Annotated in this window: 17 protein-coding genes; 8 read left to right on the top strand and 9 right to left on the bottom strand. The window is 72.1% G+C overall.

Annotation, left to right across the window (positions count from 1 at the left end; translation table 11 throughout):
* Window positions 1–135: 135 nt before the first annotated feature.
* Window positions 136–2,937, bottom strand: a complete 2,802-nt coding sequence (gene secA / locus ACGFYU_RS37385; protein WP_393831764.1) for a preprotein translocase subunit SecA — start codon at window positions 2,935–2,937, stop codon at window positions 136–138.
* Between the two features lie 230 nt (window positions 2,938–3,167).
* Between secA and ACGFYU_RS37380 the strand changes: the two genes are divergently transcribed.
* From ACGFYU_RS37380 to ACGFYU_RS37370, 3 genes are read left to right on the top strand one after another with little or no spacing between them, the layout of a single operon-like run.
* Window positions 3,168–3,749: a GNAT family N-acetyltransferase gene (locus ACGFYU_RS37380; RefSeq protein ID WP_393831763.1), complete on the top strand. Its 582-nt coding sequence runs from the start codon at window positions 3,168–3,170 to the stop codon at window positions 3,747–3,749.
* A 22-nt stretch (window positions 3,750–3,771) separates the two neighbouring features.
* Entirely contained in the window at window positions 3,772–4,353 is a 582-nt protein-coding gene (locus ACGFYU_RS37375; RefSeq protein ID WP_393831762.1) for a GNAT family N-acetyltransferase, read from the top strand.
* 10 nt (window positions 4,354–4,363) lie between these two features.
* The gene (locus tag ACGFYU_RS37370; RefSeq protein WP_393831761.1) at window positions 4,364–5,530 is read left to right on the top strand and encodes a winged helix-turn-helix domain-containing protein; all 1,167 of its coding nucleotides are present in this window, start codon (window positions 4,364–4,366) and stop codon (window positions 5,528–5,530) included.
* Between the two features lie 69 nt (window positions 5,531–5,599).
* On the opposite strand, the gene ACGFYU_RS37365 is transcribed toward ACGFYU_RS37370, so the two are convergent.
* The 6 genes from ACGFYU_RS37365 to mtrA all read right to left on the bottom strand — a co-directional run bounded on the left by ACGFYU_RS37365 (window position 5,600) and on the right by mtrA (window position 12,839).
* On the bottom strand, window positions 5,600–6,352 hold the full coding sequence (locus ACGFYU_RS37365) for a response regulator (RefSeq protein WP_393831760.1): 753 nt from the start codon (window positions 6,350–6,352) through the stop codon (window positions 5,600–5,602).
* A 197-nt stretch (window positions 6,353–6,549) separates the two neighbouring features.
* Window positions 6,550–7,245, bottom strand: a complete 696-nt coding sequence (hpf, locus tag ACGFYU_RS37360) for a ribosome hibernation-promoting factor, HPF/YfiA family (protein ID WP_393831759.1) — start codon at window positions 7,243–7,245, stop codon at window positions 6,550–6,552.
* 310 nt (window positions 7,246–7,555) lie between these two features.
* A complete protein-coding gene (locus tag ACGFYU_RS37355) occupies window positions 7,556–8,260 on the bottom strand; it encodes a ComF family protein (RefSeq protein WP_393831758.1) in 705 nt (234 codons plus the stop codon).
* Between the two features lie 65 nt (window positions 8,261–8,325).
* Window positions 8,326–10,221, bottom strand: coding sequence for an LpqB family beta-propeller domain-containing protein (locus ACGFYU_RS37350; protein ID WP_393831757.1), 1,896 nt, complete (start codon window positions 10,219–10,221; stop codon window positions 8,326–8,328).
* Window positions 10,175–12,148, bottom strand: coding sequence for an MtrAB system histidine kinase MtrB (mtrB, locus tag ACGFYU_RS37345; RefSeq protein ID WP_393831756.1), 1,974 nt, complete (start codon window positions 12,146–12,148; stop codon window positions 10,175–10,177). The genes ACGFYU_RS37350 and mtrB overlap by 47 nt, the downstream gene beginning before the upstream one ends.
* 1 nt (window position 12,149) lies before the next feature.
* Window positions 12,150–12,839: a two-component system response regulator MtrA gene (gene mtrA / locus ACGFYU_RS37340; protein WP_189747360.1), complete on the bottom strand. Its 690-nt coding sequence runs from the start codon at window positions 12,837–12,839 to the stop codon at window positions 12,150–12,152.
* A gap of 235 nt (window positions 12,840–13,074) precedes the next feature.
* Between mtrA and ACGFYU_RS37335 the strand changes: the two genes are divergently transcribed.
* Genes ACGFYU_RS37335 through ACGFYU_RS37315 form a run of 5 tightly spaced genes read left to right on the top strand, consistent with a single transcriptional unit; the run spans window position 13,075 to window position 18,715 of the window.
* Complete coding sequence (locus tag ACGFYU_RS37335) at window positions 13,075–14,298, top strand: glycerophosphoryl diester phosphodiesterase membrane domain-containing protein (protein WP_393831755.1); 1,224 nt, start codon at window positions 13,075–13,077, stop codon at window positions 14,296–14,298.
* A gap of 7 nt (window positions 14,299–14,305) precedes the next feature.
* A complete protein-coding gene (locus tag ACGFYU_RS37330; RefSeq protein WP_393831754.1) occupies window positions 14,306–14,965 on the top strand; it encodes a DUF4129 domain-containing protein in 660 nt (219 codons plus the stop codon).
* On the top strand, window positions 14,962–16,410 hold the full coding sequence (locus ACGFYU_RS37325) for a DUF4350 domain-containing protein (protein ID WP_393831753.1): 1,449 nt from the start codon (window positions 14,962–14,964) through the stop codon (window positions 16,408–16,410). The genes ACGFYU_RS37330 and ACGFYU_RS37325 overlap by 4 nt, the downstream gene beginning before the upstream one ends.
* Complete coding sequence (locus ACGFYU_RS37320; RefSeq protein WP_393831752.1) at window positions 16,407–17,405, top strand: AAA family ATPase; 999 nt, start codon at window positions 16,407–16,409, stop codon at window positions 17,403–17,405. Before ACGFYU_RS37325 ends, ACGFYU_RS37320 begins: the two co-directional genes overlap by 4 nt.
* A complete protein-coding gene (locus ACGFYU_RS37315; protein WP_393831751.1) occupies window positions 17,405–18,715 on the top strand; it encodes a DUF58 domain-containing protein in 1,311 nt (436 codons plus the stop codon). The genes ACGFYU_RS37320 and ACGFYU_RS37315 overlap by 1 nt, the downstream gene beginning before the upstream one ends.
* 109 nt (window positions 18,716–18,824) lie before the next feature.
* Here ACGFYU_RS37315 and ACGFYU_RS37310 read toward each other — a convergent pair whose 3' ends face one another.
* Together ACGFYU_RS37310 and ACGFYU_RS37305 are read right to left on the bottom strand one after the other, a co-directional pair.
* Window positions 18,825–19,211 carry a hypothetical protein gene (locus ACGFYU_RS37310; RefSeq protein WP_393831750.1) on the bottom strand — a complete coding sequence of 129 codons (387 nt, stop codon included), beginning with the start codon at window positions 19,209–19,211 and terminating at the stop codon, window positions 18,825–18,827.
* Complete coding sequence (locus ACGFYU_RS37305) at window positions 19,208–19,471, bottom strand: hypothetical protein (RefSeq protein WP_393831749.1); 264 nt, start codon at window positions 19,469–19,471, stop codon at window positions 19,208–19,210. The genes ACGFYU_RS37310 and ACGFYU_RS37305 overlap by 4 nt, the downstream gene beginning before the upstream one ends.
* Window positions 19,472–19,643: the final 172 nt, after the last annotated feature.

Raw genomic sequence — 19,643 nt, 5'->3', positions numbered from 1 at the left:
GGGCCCGGCCCGCCGGGGGGGCGGCGGGGGGGGCGGGGCGGGGCCCCCCCCCCCACCCCCCCCCCCCCCGGGGGGGGGGGCCCCCCCCCCCCCCGGGGGCCCGCCCCCGCCCGGCTGTGCTCGCCCCCGCAGGGGTCACTTCTTGCGGCGGCGCCCGCCAGAGGCCTTGGCGGCCTTGCGCCGCTCCGCCCGCGTCATGCCGTCCCCGTCACCACCGGCCGCGTCGGACTCGAAGTCGCCCTCGACGACCCCGCCCTCCCCGTCCACCGTGGGAGCGGAGAAGTGCAGCCGGTCCGGCCGCTCCGGAGCGTCCAGGCCCTTCGCCCGGATCTCCGGACGGCCCGCACCCACCGGCTCCTTCGTCAGCGACGGCGCCGCGTCCTGCACCGGAACCTCCTCGACCTGCTGCTCGACCTGGACCTCCAGGTTGAACAGGTAGCCGACGGACTCCTCCTTGATGCCCTCCTGCATGGCGTTGAACATGTCGAAGCCCTCGCGCTGGTACTCGACCAGCGGGTCCTTCTGGGCCATCGCCCGCAGGCCGATGCCCTCCTGCAGGTAGTCCATCTCGTACAGGTGCTCACGCCACTTGCGGTCCAGCACCGACAGCACCACGCGCCGCTCCAGCTCACGCATGATGTCCGAGCCGAGCGCCTTCTCGCGCGCCGCGTACTGCTCGTGGATGTCGTCCTTGACGGACTCCGCGATGAACTCGGCGGTGATGCCCGCCCGGTCCCCCGCGGCCTCCTCCAGCTCGTCGATGGTGACCTTCACCGGGTAGAGCTGCTTGAAGGCGCCCCACAGGCGCTCCAGGTCCCACTCCTCGGCGAAGCCCTCGACCGTCTCGGCGCTGATGTACGCGTCGATCGTGTCGTCCATCATGAAGCGGACCTGCTCGTGCAGGTCCTCGCCCTCCAGGACGCGGCGGCGCTCGCCGTAGATGACCTCGCGCTGGCTGTTGAGGACCTCGTCGTACTTCAGGACGTTCTTGCGCGTCTCGAAGTTCTGGGTCTCGACCTGCGACTGGGCCGACGCGATCGCGCGCGTCACCATCTTGTTCTCGATCGGCACGTCGTCCGGCACGTTGGCCATCGCCATGACCCGCTCGACCATCTGCGCCTTGAACAGGCGCATCAGGTCGTCGCCGAGCGACAGGTAGAAGCGGGACTCGCCCGGGTCGCCCTGTCGGCCGGAGCGACCGCGCAGCTGGTTGTCGATACGGCGCGACTCGTGCCGCTCGGTGCCCAGCACATACAGCCCGCCGAGCTCCTTGACCTCCTCGAACTCGGCCTTCACGGCCGCCTCGGCCCGGGTCAGCGCCGCGGGAAGGGCGTGCGCCCACTCCTCGATGTGCTCCTCCGGGTCCAGGCCCTGCTGGCGCAGCTCGGCCTCGGCGAGGTCGTCCGGGTTGCCGCCGAGCTTGATGTCGGTACCGCGGCCGGCCATGTTCGTGGCGACGGTGACGGCGCCCCGGCGACCGGCCTGGGCGACGATCGTGGCCTCACGGTCGTGCTGCTTGGCGTTGAGGACCTCGTGCGGGATGCCGCGCTTGGAGAGCTGCTGGGAGAGGTACTCGGACTTCTCGACCGACGTCGTACCGACGAGGATCGGCTGGCCCTTCTCGTGCTTCTCCGCGATGTCGTCGACGACGGCGGCGAACTTCGCGACCTCGGTCCGGTAGATCAGGTCCGGCTGGTCCTTGCGGACCATGTCGCGGTTGGTCGGGATCGGGACGACACCGAGCTTGTAGATCTGGTGGAACTCGGCGGCCTCGGTCATGGCCGTACCGGTCATGCCCGACAGCTTCGAGTAGAGGCGGAAGAAGTTCTGCAGGGTGATCGTGGCGAGGGTCTGGTTCTCGTCCTTGATGTCCACCCCTTCCTTCGCCTCGATCGCCTGGTGCATGCCCTCGTTGTAGCGGCGGCCGGCGAGGATACGGCCGGTGTGCTCGTCGACGATCATGACTTCGCCGTCGAGGACGACGTAGTCCTTGTCCTTCTTGAACAGTTCCTTCGCCTTGATGGCGTTGTTCAGGTAGCCGACGAGCGGGGTGTTCACCGACTCGTAGAGGTTCTCGATGCCGAGCCAGTCCTCGACCTTGGCGACACCGGCCTCGTGGATGCCGACGGTCCGCTTCTTCTCGTCGACCTCGTAGTCGCCGGTCTCCTCGATGCCCTTCAGCGGCTGGCCGGCCTCGCCCTTGGTCAGGCGGGTCACCAGCTTCGCGAAGTCGCCGTACCACTTCGTGGCCTGGTCGGCCGGGCCGGAGATGATCAGCGGGGTACGGGCCTCGTCGACCAGGATCGAGTCGACCTCGTCGACCACGGCGAAGTTGTGGCCGCGCTGCACCAGCTCGTCCTTCGACCACGCCATGTTGTCGCGCAGGTAGTCGAAGCCGAACTCGTTGTTCGTGCCGTAGGTGATGTCGCAGCCGTACTGCTCGCGGCGCTGCGCCGGCGACATGTTCGCCAGGATGCAGCCGACCTCCAGGCCGAGGAACTTGTGCACCCGGCCCATCAGCTCGGAGTCGCGCTCGGCCAGGTAGTCGTTCACCGTGATCAGGTGGACGCCCTTGCCGGACAGCGCGTTCAGGTACGCCGGCAGCGTGCCGACGAGGGTCTTGCCCTCACCGGTCTTCATCTCGGCCACGTAGCCGAGGTGCAGCGCCGCGCCACCCATGATCTGGACGTCGTAGTGCCGCTGGCCGAGGACGCGCTTGGCGGCCTCGCGAACGGTCGCGAAGGCCTCCGGCAGCAGGTCGTCCAGGCTCTCGCCGTCCTGGTAACGCTGCTTGTACTCGTCCGTGAGCGCCCGCAACTCGGCGTCGGAGAGGTTGACGAAGTCCTCTTCGATGGAGTTGACCTGGTCCGCGATGCGGTGCAGTTTGCGCAGGATCTTGCCTTCGCCTGCACGCATGAGCTTGTTGAAGACGGACACCGAGGTTTGTCTCCTTGCCGGTCGGGCCTGGGCACTGTGTTCGTACACGGGCACGGCAGGTGGGCCCCACCGCAACGGCCATCGTAAGCGAGGACGTGGTCGCGTCGGGAGGTCCGCCGTAGCCGCGAGGGCGCGGGTGCCCGTATTGAGAACGTACGGGGGACCGGATAGGTGCCGCTTTTCCCCAAAACCGCTCGCCCGGGGTGTCGGCCCGCCACCAGAATTCGTTCATGGAAGCCACCACGCTGCGCACCACCCGGTTGGAATTGCGGCCTTTCGGACCCGCCGACGAGGACGAGGTCCACGCCGCCTGCCAGGACCCCGACATCCAGCGCTGGACGATGGTCCCGTCCCCGTACGAGCGCGCGGACGCACACTGGTTCGTGAACGAATTCGCCCCGAACGGCTGGCGCGAGGACACGGCCTACCCCTTCGCCGTCCGGCCGGCGGCCGGCGGCCCGCTGGTCGCCTCCGTCGGCGTCCACGTGCACTCCTTCGGCGGCACCGCCTACGAGATCGGCTACTGGTCCGCCCGCGAGCACCGCGGGAAGGGCTACGTGCCGGAGGCCGTCGAAGCCGTGGCCCGCTGGGTCTTCACCGAGCTGGGCGCCCCGCGCCTGGAATGGCGCGCCGAAGCCGGCAACGACCCCTCCCGCACCGTCGCCGAGAAGGTCGGCTTCCGCCACGAGGGCCTCCTGCGGGCCGGCCTGCTCCGCAACGGCACCGCCCGCGACTGCTGGATCGGCGGGCTGCTCCCCTCCGACCTGGGCCTGCCCTCCCGACTGCCCCACCTGCCGTCGCCCTCCGCGTAGCGCCTGGGCACAATCGCCGGTCATGGAGTCGATCACCCTGAACACCGAACGCCTCGTACTGCGTCCTCACACCCCCGAGGACACGGCCGAGGTCCACGCCGCCTGCCAGGACCCCGAGATCCAGCGGTGGATCCCCGTACCCCTCCCGTACGGGCCGGCGGAGGCGGCGGCCTTCGTCACGGAGACCGTCCCGCGCGGCTGGCGCGAGGGCACCGAGTTCAACTTCGCGGCCCGGCTCGGGGCGGACGGGCCCCTGGTCGCCGCCCTCGCCGTGGTCCCGCGCGGCACGCACGCCCACGAGATCGGCTACTGGTCCGTCGCCGAGCACCGCGGCCGCGGCTACATGACCGAGGCCCTGCGGGCCGTGGCCCACTGGGCCTTCACCGGAGCCGGCTGCGTACGCCTGATCTGGCGGGCCGGGGTCGGCAACACCGCCTCCCGCGCCGTCGCCGAGAAGGCCGGCTTCGTCGTCGAGGGCGTCCAGCGAGCGGGCATGGAACACCGCGACACCCTGCGCGACTGCTGGGTGGGCGCCCTGCTCCCCGGCGACCTGGGCCTGCCCTCCCGGCTGCCCTACCTGCCCGCTGTCAGTGCCACCCCCTAGGCTCCGGAGCATGACCGTGATCTCGTTGTCCGCCGATGAGGCCCGCCGGATCGCCCTGCGCGCGCAGGGCTTCCTCGGGGCGCCCGACCGCCGCGGCGGGGTCCGGGGGGTCCTGCGCCACCTGGGCGCCGTACAGCTGGACACCATCTCGGTCCTGGCCCGCTCGCACGAGCTGATCCCGTACGCGCGCCTGGGCGCGGTGGGCCGCGACACGGTGGAGAAGGCGTACTGGTCCGACCGGCACGCCTTCGAGTACTGGTCGCACGCGGCCTGCATCCTGCCCATCGAGGAATGGCCGCATTTCGCCTTCCGGCGCCGCGCCCGCCGGGCGCGCGGCCACGGCTGGCACCAGCTCAAGGACAAGGAGGGCTCGACGCGGGCGGTCCTGGACCGGCTCAAGACCGACGGCCCGCTGACCTCCACCGAGCTGGGCGGCGCCAAGAACGGCGGCGAATGGTGGGACTGGTCCGAGACCAAGATCGCGGTGGAGTGGCTGCTCGACACCGGTGAGGTGGTGTGCAGCGAGCGCCGCAGCTGGAAGCGGGTCTACGACCTGGCCGAGCGGGCCGTGCCCGACGCGCTGCTCCACGACGACCTCGACGACCGCGAGTGCCAGCGCCGCCTCGTCGCGCTGGCCGGGCAGTCCCTGGGCGTCGGCACCCGCACCGACATCGCCGACTACCACCGCCTCAGGGGCGACCAGTTCGACGCCGTGATCGCGGACTCCGGGCTGGTCCCGGTCGAGGTCGAGGGCTGGTCCAAGCCGGCCTGGGCGGACCCGGCGGCGCTCGCGACCCCGCCCCGGGGCCGCCACCGCACGACGCTGCTGTCCCCCTTCGACTCGCTGATCTGGGAGCGCCCGCGCACGGAGCGGATCTTCGGCTTCACGCACCGCCTGGAGGCCTACGTTCCCAAGCCGAAGCGGATCCACGGCTACTTCGCGATGCCGCTGCTGGCGGGCGGCCTGCTCCAGGGTCGCGTCGACCCGGCCCGCGAGGGCACCACCCTGGTGGCCCGCCAGCTCTCCCTGGCCTCCCCGAAGGCGGCCGGCGCCATGGCCCAGGCCCTGCGGGAGGCGGCGGAGTGGGTCGGCTGCGACTCGGTCCGCGTCGAGCGGGCCACGTCTCCTGCGGAGGCGGCAGCCGTGACGGCGGAGCTGAAGGCACTGGGGGTGTAGCGGCGCGGGGTCCGGGGCAGAGCCCCCGGCGACGGCGCGGCGCCCCCACCCGCCCACGGCCGGAGGCGACTAGCGGATCTCCAGGATCTTCTCCCGCATCGCGTAGACCACGGCCTCCATCCGGGAGTGCAGCTGCAGCTTCTCCAGGATGTTCCGGACGTGGTTCTTCACCGTGTTCTCGGAGATGAACAACTCCTTCGCGATGTCCCGGTTGTTCATCCCCGTGGCCACCAGCTTCAGGACCTCCAGCTCCCGGTCCGTCAGCCGCGGCGCCGGCACCAGCCGCCGCTCGTCCGTCCGCTGGATCATCGACTTGAACTCGGTCAGCAGCTTCGACGCCATCGACGGGCTGATCTGCGACTGCCCGTCCGCCACCGCCCGGATCGCCGTGGCCACCTCGTCCGTCGAGATCTCCTTCAGCAGGTACCCGGTCGCCCCCGCCTTGATCGCGTCGTAGAGGTCCGCCTCCTCGTCGCTGATCGTCAGCATGATGATCTTCGCGGAGGGGGCCACCTCCTTGATCGAGGTGCACGCCTCGATGCCCCCGCGCCGGGGCATCCGTACGTCCATCAGCACGATGTCCGGCAGCAGATCCGCCGCCTTGTCCACGGCCTCCGCACCGTCACCCGCCTCGCCGACGACCTGGATGTCCTCCTCCTGCGCGAGGACGATCTCCAGCCCGCGCCGGAAGAGCGCGTGGTCGTCGACCACCAGTACCCGGATCGGCTCCCCGGCCGGCGCGCCCGCGGAATCCTCCGCCGCGCCCGCCTCACGGCAGCCCGCACCGCCGTCACCGCGCACCGGCCCGAAGCTGTCCGCCATCGTTCCTCCCCCTGCATGTGCTGAGCTGCCGGGCCAACCGGACCGGCGCCGCCGCCGGTTGACTGCCCGCCATGATTCCATGCCCGGACCACGGCGCGGGGGCCCAAAGGTGGCCACCTGGCGCATACGCGTCATGCAGCTGCCCCCGCGGGACGCCTCAGTGGCGTCCAGCAGGGGCAGACGATTGACGTACGTACTCAGCCGCCGAGCGCTCCGCCGGCGCCGCCCCGCGGCTCCTCCGTGCTGGAGGCCCCGTCGGGGTTCACGTGGATGACGCCGTAGTCGTAGGCGTGACGGCGGTAGACGACGCTGGGCAACTTGGTCTCGGAGTCGACGAAAAGATAGAAGTCGTGGCCGACCAGTTCCATCTCGTACAGAGCCTGGTCGAGCGACATGGGTGCGGCCGAGTGGGTCTTCTCGCGGACGATGAGCGGGCCTTCGCCCTGCACTTCCAGCGAGCCGATCCGGGTGATCGGAACCCCGTTGGCCTTCTCCTCCTGGTACGGCTGACCATTGCTGTCGAGCGTTGCGGCATTCGGCACCACATCGGCGACCTCGGCCGCCGAGAGCCGGCCGGTGCCACGCCGGGTGTAACGCTTGTCGTGCTGCTTGCGCAGCCGGGCCTCCAGCTTGTCCTGAGCCAGGTCCAGCGCCGCATACGGGTCGGCGGCGGCGGCCTCGGCACGGATCACCGGGCCCCGCGAACGCAGGGTGATCTCCACGCGGTCGGAACGGTCGGCCTGGCGCGGGTTGTGTTCCTTGGACACCTCGACGTCCAAGCTGATCACCTTGGCGTCGAGCTTCTGGATCCGCTCCGGATTCAGCTTCTCGGCCACGTGCTTGCGGAACCGGTCGGGCACCTCGGTCTTGCGGCCCTTGACGACGATGTCCACGCAGAACTCCGTTCCCGGATAGCTCCGCCTCGTGGGGCGAAGCGTCTCCCTTTCGCACCAGACTCCGGCGAAGGCCGGAGCCTCGGACTTGGCGACTTTCACCTCCTCCTCCCCCATCGGCAAGATCAACACCCCACCGACTTCGGAGTCGAGAGACAGCGATGCGTGGGGCCCAAGGCTCGCCAGTCCTCACAACCGAACATATCCCTCTATGGCGGTTGTCGGCACCCGCTACCGGAACGCACTTCCGTTCAGGTGGCTATTCCCTCTTACTACCTGCAACGATGGGCCTTCCCCGGCAGTTCCAAATCTATTCACAAGATTTTTGCTCTGTCCGAGTTGCGGCCACGACCGCCGCCCGCAGCGCTCCCTGCCCCAGCCCGGCGGCGCGCACCGCCCGGGCCGCCTCCGCGAGCGTCGCACCGGTGGTGATCAAGTCGTCCACGAGTACGATCACCGCCCCGTCCGTCAGCCGCGCCCCGCCCCGGCACACCCCCAGCGCCCCGGCGAGGTTCTCCCGGCGCTGCCCCGCACCCAGCCCCGCCTGGTCCGCCACCGCCCGCCGCAGCCGCAGTACGGGGGCCACGCGCGCGGGCACACCGGCCCGCCGCAGGCGCCCCGCGGTGGCCAGCGCGATCCTGCGCGCCGGATCGTGCCCCCGCGCCCGGACCTGCCGCCGCGCCGACGGGACGGGCACCAGGGCCACCTCCCGGTCCCCCGACCCGCTCCCGGCGGCCCGTACCGCCACCGCCAGGGCAGCACCCAGCGCCCCCGCGAGCGGAAGCGCGCCGCGCTCCTTGTGGGCCAGCAGGACGGCCCGTACGACGCCCTCGTAGGCGGCGGCCGCATGCACCGCGGGCAGCCCGGCGGGCCGCGGAGACGGCCGCGCGCGCACCGCCCCGGCCCCGCCCAACGCCTCCCGGCAGCCCGCGCACAGCACCACCCTGGCGGCCCCGCAGCCGGCGCAGTCGACCGGCAGGACCAACCCGGTCAGCTCCTGCCGCCACCCCCGCACAGATCCACTCTGCCGGGCGGCGCCCCGACCCGCCACCCCTGTGGACGACGGGCCGAAACCGCAGGTCAGCCCGGGTACACCGGGGCCCGGCCGCCCGCCGCGACCGTGCGCCACTGCGCCCCCGGCGGCAGCCACACGATGCCGTCCTCCTCCGACCAGCCCACCACCGGCTTCGGCTTCGACTCGTCCTCCGAGGCCGCCACCGCCACCGCGCTCAGCCCGGTCGCCCCGGGCAGGCTCGCCGCGACCATCGAACCGTCCGCCAGCATGTAGCGGGCCTGCACGACCCCGCCGCTCTCCCGGCCCACCACCAACAGCCGGCCGTGCGGCGCCCAGCTCATCGCCGTGACGTCCGCCATCTGCGGGGCCGCCGGGCGCAGCTCGCGCACCGACACCGCCGAGACGTCACCCTTGCCGTCGGGCCGTTCGATCCGCCCGACGAACAGGTTCTTGCGGGCGCCGTCCTTCTGCACGAGCAGCGCGATCCGCACCCCGTCCGCGGAGGCCTTCAGCGAGGTGATCCGCCCGCCGTCGAGCCCGGCCACCTGCACCTTCTCGGGGGTCCCCGTCCCGCCCGGCACCCGCCACAGCCCCAGGTGCTGCGGGTCCTGGTCCGCGACCCACAGGTCGCCCGCCGCGTCCCAGCTGGGCGCGGTCAGCGTGTTCGGCTTGTTCCCCTTGCCGGTCAGCACGGGCTGCGGCATGGCCCCGGCCCCGGACAGCGGCACCACGTACAGCCCGTGCCCGTCCTCGGAGACCACCGCCGCCCGCCGCTCGTCGTAGGACACGGCCGCCGAAAGGGCCTTGAAACCGGGGGCCGCGTTCAGCGGCCCCGGCACCGGCTCGGCCTTCGGCTGGTCATCACTGGCGATGTCGAGCTTCATCCGGACCAGCCGGTCCGTGTCGTCGACGAAGTACTGGTACTCGGGCACGCGCGGCCGGTTCGCGATCGCGGCCGCGGTCACGTCGGTCACCGAGCACAGCGAGGACGACTTGCCGTCGGAGCGCAGCAGTTCGACCCGGTTGAGCCGGGAGGCCGTCAGCTCCTGCACCGTGTACAGGAGTTGGGTGGCCATCTTCTGGCACTGCGGCTGCGCGACGTTGTCGGCCTTGTCGTTGAGCGGCACGCGCAGCGTGTTCTGGCCGTCGTACGAAAGGGACTTGGTGCCCGGGCGCAGTTCCGTCCCGGTGGGGAAGCTGGTCTCGACGACCGGCCCGAGCCACCGGGACGGCCCGGCGAGCAGCGACTGCACCGTCTGCGTGGTCGGGTCCATCCGCGAGTCGGGGTCGGTGCGCTGGCGCACGTACACGGGATCGGCGACGAGCGTGCCGCCCGCGAAGTAGTACTTGTTGGTCGGCATGTAGATGCGCTGGAAGTCGGACTCGCTGAGCACGAGGCTCTTGGGCGGGGTCGAGATCCGCCACTGCTTGTTCTCCTGGACCAGCTGGAGGAACTCCTCGTACGATCCGCCGCCGGTCTCCGGCTGGTAGGCGCTGCGCTCGTCCACGGTCGCGAGCTTCTTGCCGGTCACCTTCCAGCGGGGCCCGTCGGGGTCCTTCTCGCCGCGGATCGGGGACCGGTCCAGGCCGGCCGACAGGACGGTGACTGCGGAGCCGGGCTTCCAGGTCTTCGCGGCTTCCTCGGTGAGGTACTTGCGGGCGGTCTCCAGCTGCGGGTCGTCGCTGGTCATCGCCTCCAGGAAGCCCTTGACGATCTCGGCCGCGCCGGCCCTGTCGGCCGGGGGCACGCCGAAGACCCGGACCTGGGAGTCGACGCCCTGCGAGCCCTGGACCGGGCGGATCTCCCCGCGCGAGGGCATGGAGGCGCAGCCGGCCAGCAGCAGCCCGGCAGCGCCGAGCGCGTACGCCCGCAGGGTGCGCGGCCCTCGGCCCCGGGGCCGCCCGCTCCCGGGCTCAGCGTCCGTCGGCATCGGCATCGGCACGGCCCTCGGCGTCGGCATCGGTTCGGTCCTCCTGTGGTGCCTGTTCGGCCGGCCGGGGCACGACCCTGGCCCCGTTGCCCGGCAGGGCCGTCGGGTCGGCAGGTACGGGAAGCGCCGTGGCGACGGCCGACCGGGGCGGTATCGGCGAGCGGTCGCCGCCGTCCGCCGGCGGCTTCGGGGCCGCCCGGCCCGCGGCTTCGGCCGCGGCCCTGGCCCGGTTGGCCCGGGAATCCTCGGGCTCCAGCGGGATCGGGGATCCGCGCAGCGGCTCGTCGGCGGTGCGCGGCAGGGTGAGGCGGAACTGCGAGCCGCCGCCCGGCTCGCCCCAGGCCTGGAGCCAACCGCCGTGCAGCCGGGCGTCCTCGACGGCGATGGACAGGCCCAGGCCCGTCCCGCCGGTGGTGCGCGCCCGCGCCGGGTCGGCCCGCCAGAAGCGGTTGAAGACGCGGGTGGCCTCGCCTGGCTTGAGCCCGACGCCGTAGTCCCGTACGGCCACGGCGACGGCCCCGCCCGCGGACGCGAGCCGGACCACCACGTCGCGGCCCTCGCCGTGCTCCACGGCGTTGACGACGAGGTTGCGCAGCACCCGCTCCACGCGCCGGGCGTCGGCCTCGGCGATGACCGGCTGGGTGTCGCCCAGGACCCGGATCCGGGTGCCCTTGTGCTCGGCGAGCGGCTCGGCCCCGTCGATGACGCGGCGTACGACGTCGCGCAGGTCGATGGGCTCCGCCTCCAGGGCCGCGGCCCCGGCGTCGAAGCGGCTGATCTCCAGCAGGTCGGCGAGCAGCGACTCGAAGCGGTCCAGCTGCCCGGCGAGCAGTTCGGCGGAGCGCGCGGTGATGGGGTCGAAGTCGACCCGCGCGTCGTGGATGACGTCGGCGGCCATCCGTACGGTCGTCAGCGGGGTGCGCAGCTCGTGCGAGACGTCGGAGACGAACCGGCGCTGCATCCGCGACAGGTCCTCCAGCTGCTGGATCTTGAGCTGGAGGTTCTGCGCCATCTTGTTGAAGGCCTCGCCCAGGCGGGCGATGTCGTCCTCGCCGGTGACCTTCATCCGCTCCTGGAGCCGCCCGGCCGAGAGCCGCTCGGCGATCCCGGCGGCCATCCGGACGGGGGTCACGACCTGCCGTACGACGAGCCAGGCGATGGCGCCGAGCAGCACGACGACGAACAGGCCGGCGGTGGCGAAGGTGCCCTTGACCAGGTTGAGGGACTCCTCCTCCTGCGTCAGCGGGAAGAGGTAGTACAGGTCGTACGGGTCCCCGTTGATGTCCGTGAGCCGCTTGCCCACGACCAGCGCGGGCTCGGGCGCCTTCTCCCCGGCCCCGGAGGTGTAGCGGATCTCGGAGAAGGTCTTGAAGGCGCCGGTGGCGTGGTCGACGGCCCGGCGCAGCGAGACCGGGACGCTGGCGGTCGGGTCGACGTTGCCGGAGGCGCGGGCACCCTTGACGCCCTGGGTGCCGGGCAGGTCCTGCTCCCCGGTGCCGGCGCCGAGCGCGACGACCTCGAAGGCGGTCTGGCCGCCACTGGCGAGCTGCTTGACGAGGGAGTTCATCCAGGTGCTGGCGTCCCGGCCGACCTTGTTGTCGGTGGCGTCTGGCCCGTCCACGGTGGCGGGGGCGTTGGCCTTCTCCTGTGCGACCGCGAACCCTCCCGCGGCCTGGCTCTGCGCCGCCTCCTCCTTGGCGTCGAGCAGGCCCTTGCTGACCTGTGCGACGACCACGAAGCCGAGCGCGAGGACCACGGCGAGTGACATCAGGAGGGTGGCGGCGACCACCCGGAGCTGGATGTTGCGCCGCCACAGCCGGACAGCCGGGAGCAGCGGCCGGCGTACGAGGCGTACGCACAGCCGCAGCACGGCGCCGCCGGGCCCCCTGTCCCGCAGCAGCCGGCCGGCCCGCAGGGCCCCCCAGCGGGGACCTCCCCGGCCCTTGCCGGACTGCACGTCAGCTGGGTCCGGCCTTGTAGCCGACACCGCGCACCGTCACCACGATCTCGGGGCGCTCCGGATCCTTCTCGACCTTGGAGCGCAGACGCTGTACGTGCACGTTGACCAGGCGGGTGTCCGCCGCGTGCCGGTAGCCCCACACCTGCTCCAGCAGCACCTCGCGGGTGAAGACCTGCCAGGGCTTGCGGGCGAGCGCGACCAGCAGGTCGAACTCGAGCGGGGTCAGGGCGATGGAGGCACCGTCCCGCTTGACCGAGTGCCCGGCCACGTCGATGACCAGGTCACCGATGGCCAGCTGCTCGGGGGCGGGCTCCTCCGACCGGCGCAGGCGGGCCCGGATGCGGGCCACCAGCTCCTTCGGCTTGAACGGTTTGACGATGTAGTCGTCGGCCCCGGATTCCAGGCCCACGACGACGTCGACGGTGTCGCTCTTGGCGGTGAGCATGACGATCGGCACGCCGGATTCGGCCCGGATCAGCCTGCAGACCTCTATGCCGTCCCGACCGGGAAGCATGAGGTCGAGCAGCACCAGGTCCGGCTTCGCCTCCCGGAAGGCAGCGAGTGCCTTGTCACCGTCCGCTACGAACGACGGCTCAAAACCTTCTCCACGCAGCACAATGCCGAGCATCTCGGCCAGCGCGGTGTCGTCGTCGACGACGAGGACGCGTCCCTTCATGGTTGACATCATCCCATTAGCTAATCGTTACCTGGCGGTGAGCTGTCCCACAGCCAAAAGGGCTGGAAATCGCCCCTCGGACCTGCGTGGAGATCAGGCCGACCAGTCTGCCCCGGATCCGGGTGACAATTGAACCCACGGGCTGCCGGAGATCCGGGGGGGTACGGCCGGTCCGCCGGGTGATCCCTCATGACACGATGGCAGCGACCAGCGCCCCCGCCGCAGCAGTGCACGTGAAGGAGCGACGATGAACGACTCTCCGGGCTGGGCCACGCCCGGATCCTCTCCGTCCGACGGTGAGCGACCGGGGGCACCCGCCGATCAGCCCGCACAGCCCGCTCAGCCCGCCGCCGACCCGAGGTGGTCCGCCCAGCAGCCGCCGCCCGGCCAGTGGCAGAGCCCCGCACCGCAGACGCCGCCCCCGCCGCAGCCCGGCGGCCAGGGCTGGGGTCAGCAGCCGGGCACCCCGTACGGCGGCCAGTACGGCTACCCGGCCGGCCCGGGCCAGTGGGGCCAGTGGAAGCCCCCGGCCGCCAAGCCCGGCGTGATCCCCCTGCGCCCCCTGGGCCTCGGCGAGATCCTCGACGGCGCGGTCGCCACCATGCGCACCCACTGGCGCTCGGTCCTGCCGATCACCCTGGTCGTGGCCACCGCAGTCCAGGTGGTCAGCCTGCTCGCACAGAAGTACGCGATGGCGGACCTCGCCCTCACCTCGGACACCGGCGCGGACGCCGAGACATCGCTCAACAACCTCGGCACCACCCTGACGCTCCTGGGCGCCACCCTTTTCATCACGGCCCTCGGCAGCCTCGTGGCCACCGCGATGCTCACGATGATCTACAGCCGGGCCGTGCTCGGTACCCCGTCCACGGTCGCCACCGCCTGGCGCGAGGCCCGCCCCCAGCTCCTGCGCCTGCTCGGGCTCACGCTCCTGCTGGGCATAGGCGGCATCCTCCTGTTCGTCGTGCTCCTCCTCCCCGGCATCCTCGGCACGTCCCCGGGCCTGATCATCCTGGGCGCCGTGGCCTCGATCCCCCTCATCGTCTGGCTGGCGATCAAGTTCATCCTGGCCTCCCCCGCACTGATGCTGGAGAAGAGCACGGTCTTCAAGTCCCTGACCCGCTCCTCGAAGCTGGTCAAGGGCACGTGGTGGCGCATCTTCGGCATCACGGCCCTCACCAGCATCATCACCGGCATCGTCTCGGCGATCATCGTGTGGCCGCTGACGATCGTCGGCATGGTCGCCTTCGGCGGCGGACTCACCGGAATCGAGAACGGCACCGCCTCCACCGCCTGGGGAGCGCTCATCTTCTCCGGCATCGGCGCGATCATCGCCCAGACGATCACCATGCCGATCCAGTCCGGCGTCACCGTCCTCCTCTACGTCGACCAGCGCATCCGGCGCGAGGGCCTCGACCTGGAGCTCGCCCGGGCCGCCGGCGTCGAGAACTACGGGACGACCGGAGGCTGACACACCGATGATGAGTACGGGGGGCCTCATCACCCGCGCGGACACACCACCGGTGACCACACCGCGCGACCCTGCCCAGGACGCGGCCGAGCGCGAACTGTCCAAGCCGATGTACCACGAGAACGACCCGGGCCTGCTGGACCGCGCCCTGCGCAAGTTCCTGAACTGGATCGACGACCTCTTCGACGCGGCCTCCGGGGCGACCCCCGGAGGCACGCTGGGCCTGGTGGTCATCCTCGCCCTGGTCATCCTGGCGGCAGCGGCCCTGTGGTGGCGCCTGGGCAACCCCACCCGCGTCGCGGCATCGTCAAGCGGCCTCTTCGACGACGGAATCCGCAGCTCCGCCGACCACCGCGCGGCGGCCGAATCCCACGCCGCAGCCGGCCGCTGGACCGAAGCCGTCCAGGAACGCATGCGCGCCGTCGTCCGCTCCCTGGAGGAACGCACCCTCCTGGACCCCCGCCCCGGCCGCACCGCCGACGAGGCGGCCGCCGAAGCCGCCCGCTCCCTCCCCACCCACGCCGCCGACCTGCGCGCCGCCGCCCGCACCTTCGACGACGTCACCTACGGCGGCCGCACCGCCGACGCCGACACCTACGCCCGCCTGCGCACCCTCGACCTCACCCTGGACCGCACGAAGCCGCTCCTGACGGGACCCACCGCATGACCGCCGCGCAGGATTCCCACAACCAGGGTCCCGCCCCGGCGCCCACCGACACGACCACCACCGCCCGAACGACCACCGGCCCGAACACTCCCGCCCCGACAGGCCCCGACACCGGCGCCCCCAACACGGCGGGCCCCGGCACGGACGCTCCCGCCCCGACAGGCCCCGACACCGGCACCACCGCCCCGGCGGGCCCCGGCAACGGCAGCGGCACCGGCACCCCCGGCCCGTCCGGAACCGCCCCCGGTGAACCCCCGACCTCCGGCCCCAGCCAAGCGCAGCGGAAGCGTAGGGCCCGCCGGCTCCTCGCCGTCCTGGCCGTGCTCACCGCGGGCGGCATCACCCTCGCCGCCCTCAACTCCGGCACCCGCCACGGCCTCCTCGACCCCCGCTCCGCCGACCCCTCCGGCAGCCGCGCCGTGGCCGAGCTCCTCAAGGACCACGGCGTCACCACCCGCGTCGTCACCACCGCCCGCGAGGCCGCCGACGCCGCCGGCCCCCGCACCACCCTCCTGGTCACCGCCCCGGACCGGCTCGGCACGGCCCAGCGGAACACCATCCACTCCGCCATGGACCTCTCCGGCGGCCGCACCGTCCTCCTCGCCCCCGGCGGCCACAGCCTCCCCGACCTGGTCCCCGGCGTCCGCACCAAGGGCGAGTCCGACACCGACGACCTCGCCCCCGCCTGCACCCTGCCCGCCGCCACCACCGCCGGCCGCGCTGGCACCGGCACCGGAGGCGGCATGCGCTACACCACCACCCTCCCCCGGGCCACCGCCTGCTACCCCAGCGAAGGCCACCCCACCCTCCTCGTCCTCCCGAAGGGAACCACCGGCGACACGGTCGTCCTCGGCTCCGGCGAGATCCTCCTCAACGAGAACCTCGCCCACGAGGGCAACGCCTCCCTGGCCCTCCAACTCCTCGGCTCCCGCCCGAACCTCGTCTGGTACATGCCGTCCCTCGCGGACTCCGACCCGGCCGACGACCCGTCGGACGGCCAGGACAAGGGCCTCTTCGACCTCGTCCCGTCCGGCTGGTCCTGGGCCCTGCTCCAGCTGTTCGTCGCCGCCGCGCTCGCCGCACTCTGGCGCGCCCGCCGCCTCGGCCCCCTCGTCACCGAGAAGCTGCCGGTCGTCATCCGCGCCTCCGAGGCCACCGAGGGCCGCGCCCGCCTCTACCGCAAGGCGGGGGCCCGCGACCGCGCCGCCACCGTGCTGCGCGCCGCCGCCCGCGAACGCCTCGCCGCACTGGTCGGTGTACCGCACACGCAGGCCCACGAGCCCCCGTCCCTGGTCCCCGCCGTCTCCGCCCACCTCACGGGCGGGCCGGCGAGGACCCCGGACGTCACCACCCTCCTCTTCGGCCCCACCCCCTCCGACGACGCGGCACTCGTCGCGCTCTCCGACCACCTCGACGCCCTCGAAAGAGAGGTCCGTACGTCATGACGTACCCGGCCACCGAGTCCACGGCCCCGGCCCCGGCCTCAAGCGCTGACAGCGCCCGCGCTTCCCTCGAAGCGCTCCGCACCGAGATCGGCAAGGCCGTGGTCGGTCAGGACTCCGCTGTCACCGGCCTCGTCGTCGCACTCCTGTGCCGCGGCCACGTCCTCCTCGAAGGCGTCCCCGGCGTAGCCAAGACCCTCCTCGTACGGGCCCTGGCCGCGTCGCTCGAACTCGACACCAAGCGCGTCCAGTTCACCCCCGACCTGATGCCGAGCGATGTCACCGGCTCCCTCGTCTACGACGCCCGCACCGCCGAGTTCTCCTTCCAGAACGGCCCGGTCTTCACCAACCTCCTCCTCGCGGACGAGATCAACCGCACGCCCCCCAAGACCCAGTCCTCCCTCCTCGAAGCGATGGAGGAACGCCAGGTCACGGTCGACGGCACCCCCCGCAAGCTCCCGGAGCCCTTCCTCGTCGCCGCCACCATGAACCCGGTCGAGTACGAGGGCACGTACCCCCTCCCGGAAGCCCAGCTGGACCGCTTCCTCCTCAAGCTCACCGTCCCGCTGCCCTCCCGCGAGGACGAGATCGGCGTCCTGACCCGGCACGCCGCCGGCTTCAACCCCCGCGACCTGCAGGCCGCCGGCGTCCGCCCGGTCGCCGGACCGAAGGAACTCGAAGCCGCCCGCGAGGCCGTCGCCAAGGTGACCGTCTCCCCCGAGATCGCCGGCTACGTCGTCGACATCTGCCGCGCCACCCGCGAATCGCCGTCACTCACCCTCGGCGTCTCCCCCCGCGGCGCGACCGCCCTGCTGGCCACCTCCCGCGCCTGGGCCTGGCTCACCGGCCGCGACTACGTCACCCCCGACGACGTCAAGGCGCTCGCCCTGCCGACCCTCCGCCACCGCGTCCAGCTGCGCCCCGAAGCCGAAATGGAAGGCGTCACCGCGGACTCGGTCATCTCGGCGATCCTCTCCCACGTCCCCGTTCCGCGCTGATGGCCCTCACCGGACGCGCCGCCCTGCTGGCGGCCCTCGGCAGCCTCCCCGTCGGCATCCTCGAACCGAGCTGGACGGGGATGCTCGCGGTCAACGGCCCGCTCGCCCTGGCCTGCGCGGTCGACTACGCCCTCGCGGCGCCCGTCCGCAGCCTGAAGCTGACCCGTTCCGGCGACACCTCCGTACGCCTGGGCGAGTCCGCGGACGTCCACCTCACGATCACCAACCCGAGCGTCCGCACACTACGGGCCCGCGTCCGGGACGCCTGGCCCCCGAGCAGCTGGCTCCCGGGCACGGAGCAGGCCGCCTCCCGCCACTCGGTGGTGATCCCCGCGGGTGAACGCCGCCGGCTGACCACCCGCCTCCTGCCGACCCGCCGCGGCGACCGCCAGGCCGACCGCGTCACGATCCGCTCGTCGGGCCCCCTGGGCCTGTGGGCACGCCAGGGCTCCCACCCGATCCCGTGGACGGTCCGGGTCCTGCCCCCGTTCACCAGCCGCAAGCACCTGCCCTCCCGCCTCGCGCGCCTGCGCGAACTGGACGGCCGCACCAGCGTCCTCACCCGCGGCGAAGGCACCGAGTTCGACAGCCTCCGCGACTACGTCCCCGGCGACGACACCCGCTCCATCGACTGGCGTGCCACGGCCCGCCAGCACAAGGTGGCCGTCCGCACCTGGCGCCCGGAACGCGACCGGCACATCCTGATCTGCCTGGACACCGGCCGCACCTCGGCGGGCCGCGTCGGCGACGCCCCCCGCCTGGACTCCGCCATGGACGCCGCCCTGCTGCTGGCCGCCCTGGCCACCCGGGCCGGCGACCGCGTGGACCTCCTGGCCCACGACCGCCGCCCCCGCGCGCAGGTCCAGGGCCGCGCGGCGGCCGATGTCCTCCCGTCCTTCGTGAACGCGATGGCCACCCTCGAACCGGAACTGGTCGAGACGGACTCCCGCACCCTGGTCTCCACCATCCTCCGAAATGCCCCGCGCCGGTCCCTGGTGGTCCTCCTGACGAGCCTGGACGCGGCCCCGATCGAAGAGGGTCTACTCCCCCTGCTCCCGCGTCTCACGCAGCGCCACACGGTTCTCCTGGCCTCGGTGGCCGACCCGCACGTAGCCGAAATGACGAAGGCCCGCGGCAGTGTGGACGCCGTCTACGAAGCCGCGGCCGGCACCCAGTCCCAAGCCCAGCGCACCCGCACGGCCACCGAACTCACCCGCCACGGCGTCCACGTCGTCGACGCCACCCCGGACACATTGGCCCCCGCCCTGGCCGACGCCTACCTGGCCCTCAAGGCAGCGGGCCGCCTGTAGAGCGTCGTCCGACCGGATACATACGCTGCCGGGGTACCCACCAGGAGGGCACGATGTCCGACCTCACCCCCGAGGTAGGTGCCCCAGCTCGGTCAGGTACCCGGCGAGCTCAACGGTTGAGGTCGAACACAGCCACGCCGCGCCCCTCGTACGCCTTGGGCTCAACCGTCGCGACAAACGCGCCCGCATCCCAATCGGGCAGGTGCCGCACGGCGTGCACGGCTGCCGCGATCCCCGCAGGTACCCCATCACGGCACAGCTGTGCCACGGCCAGCATGGCCGGGTAGTCGAGGTCGACCGTGTGGATGACGTCGAGTTGGCCGATGTGCTCGGCGATCCCCGCGTGTTCCAGATCTGCCTCAAGGATGGACAGGACCGGCGCCCACAATCGAGTGTCGGGGTCGAGGAAAGCCTGATGGATCAGGGCGGAGACCTGCCGATTCCTCGACAGCGCCAAAAGCGAGGGGGTGTCCAGGACGAACTGGTGTTGGATCACGCGGCAGCGTCCTGCCGACGGGCATAGGCCTCGCGGATCTTCCGCCGCATGGCCTCGCTCTCCTCATCCGTCACCAGGACTCCGAAGTGCTCGCCCATGTACTCACGGGCACGCTCTGCCCGCTCACGCCGTTCCTCGGCGGTCAGGGTGGTCTCCGCGAACTCCTGCACCAGGGCTCGGATGGAGGTCCCACGGGAGTCTGCGATGGCCGCGAGGCGGTCTCTCACCTCGGCCGGAACACGGATCATGGCATCGGACATGCAGCGAGTCTACAGCGGCGTATACAGCCAGTGCACCCAGAACGCAGAAAAGCCCCGCACCGAACCCCGAAGGGTTTGGTGCGGGGCTTCCGCAATGATTGTTCGGCGGCGTCCTACTCTCCCACAGGGTCCCCCCTGCAGTACCATCGGCGCTGAAAGGCTTAGCTTCCGG

The sequence above is a fragment of the Streptomyces sp. NPDC048337 genome, assembly GCF_043201175.1.
Classification (GTDB): domain Bacteria; phylum Actinomycetota; class Actinomycetes; order Streptomycetales; family Streptomycetaceae; genus Streptomyces.
The sequence above is the reverse complement of the archived record's forward strand: the minus strand, read 5'-3'. Positions and strand labels throughout refer to the sequence as shown.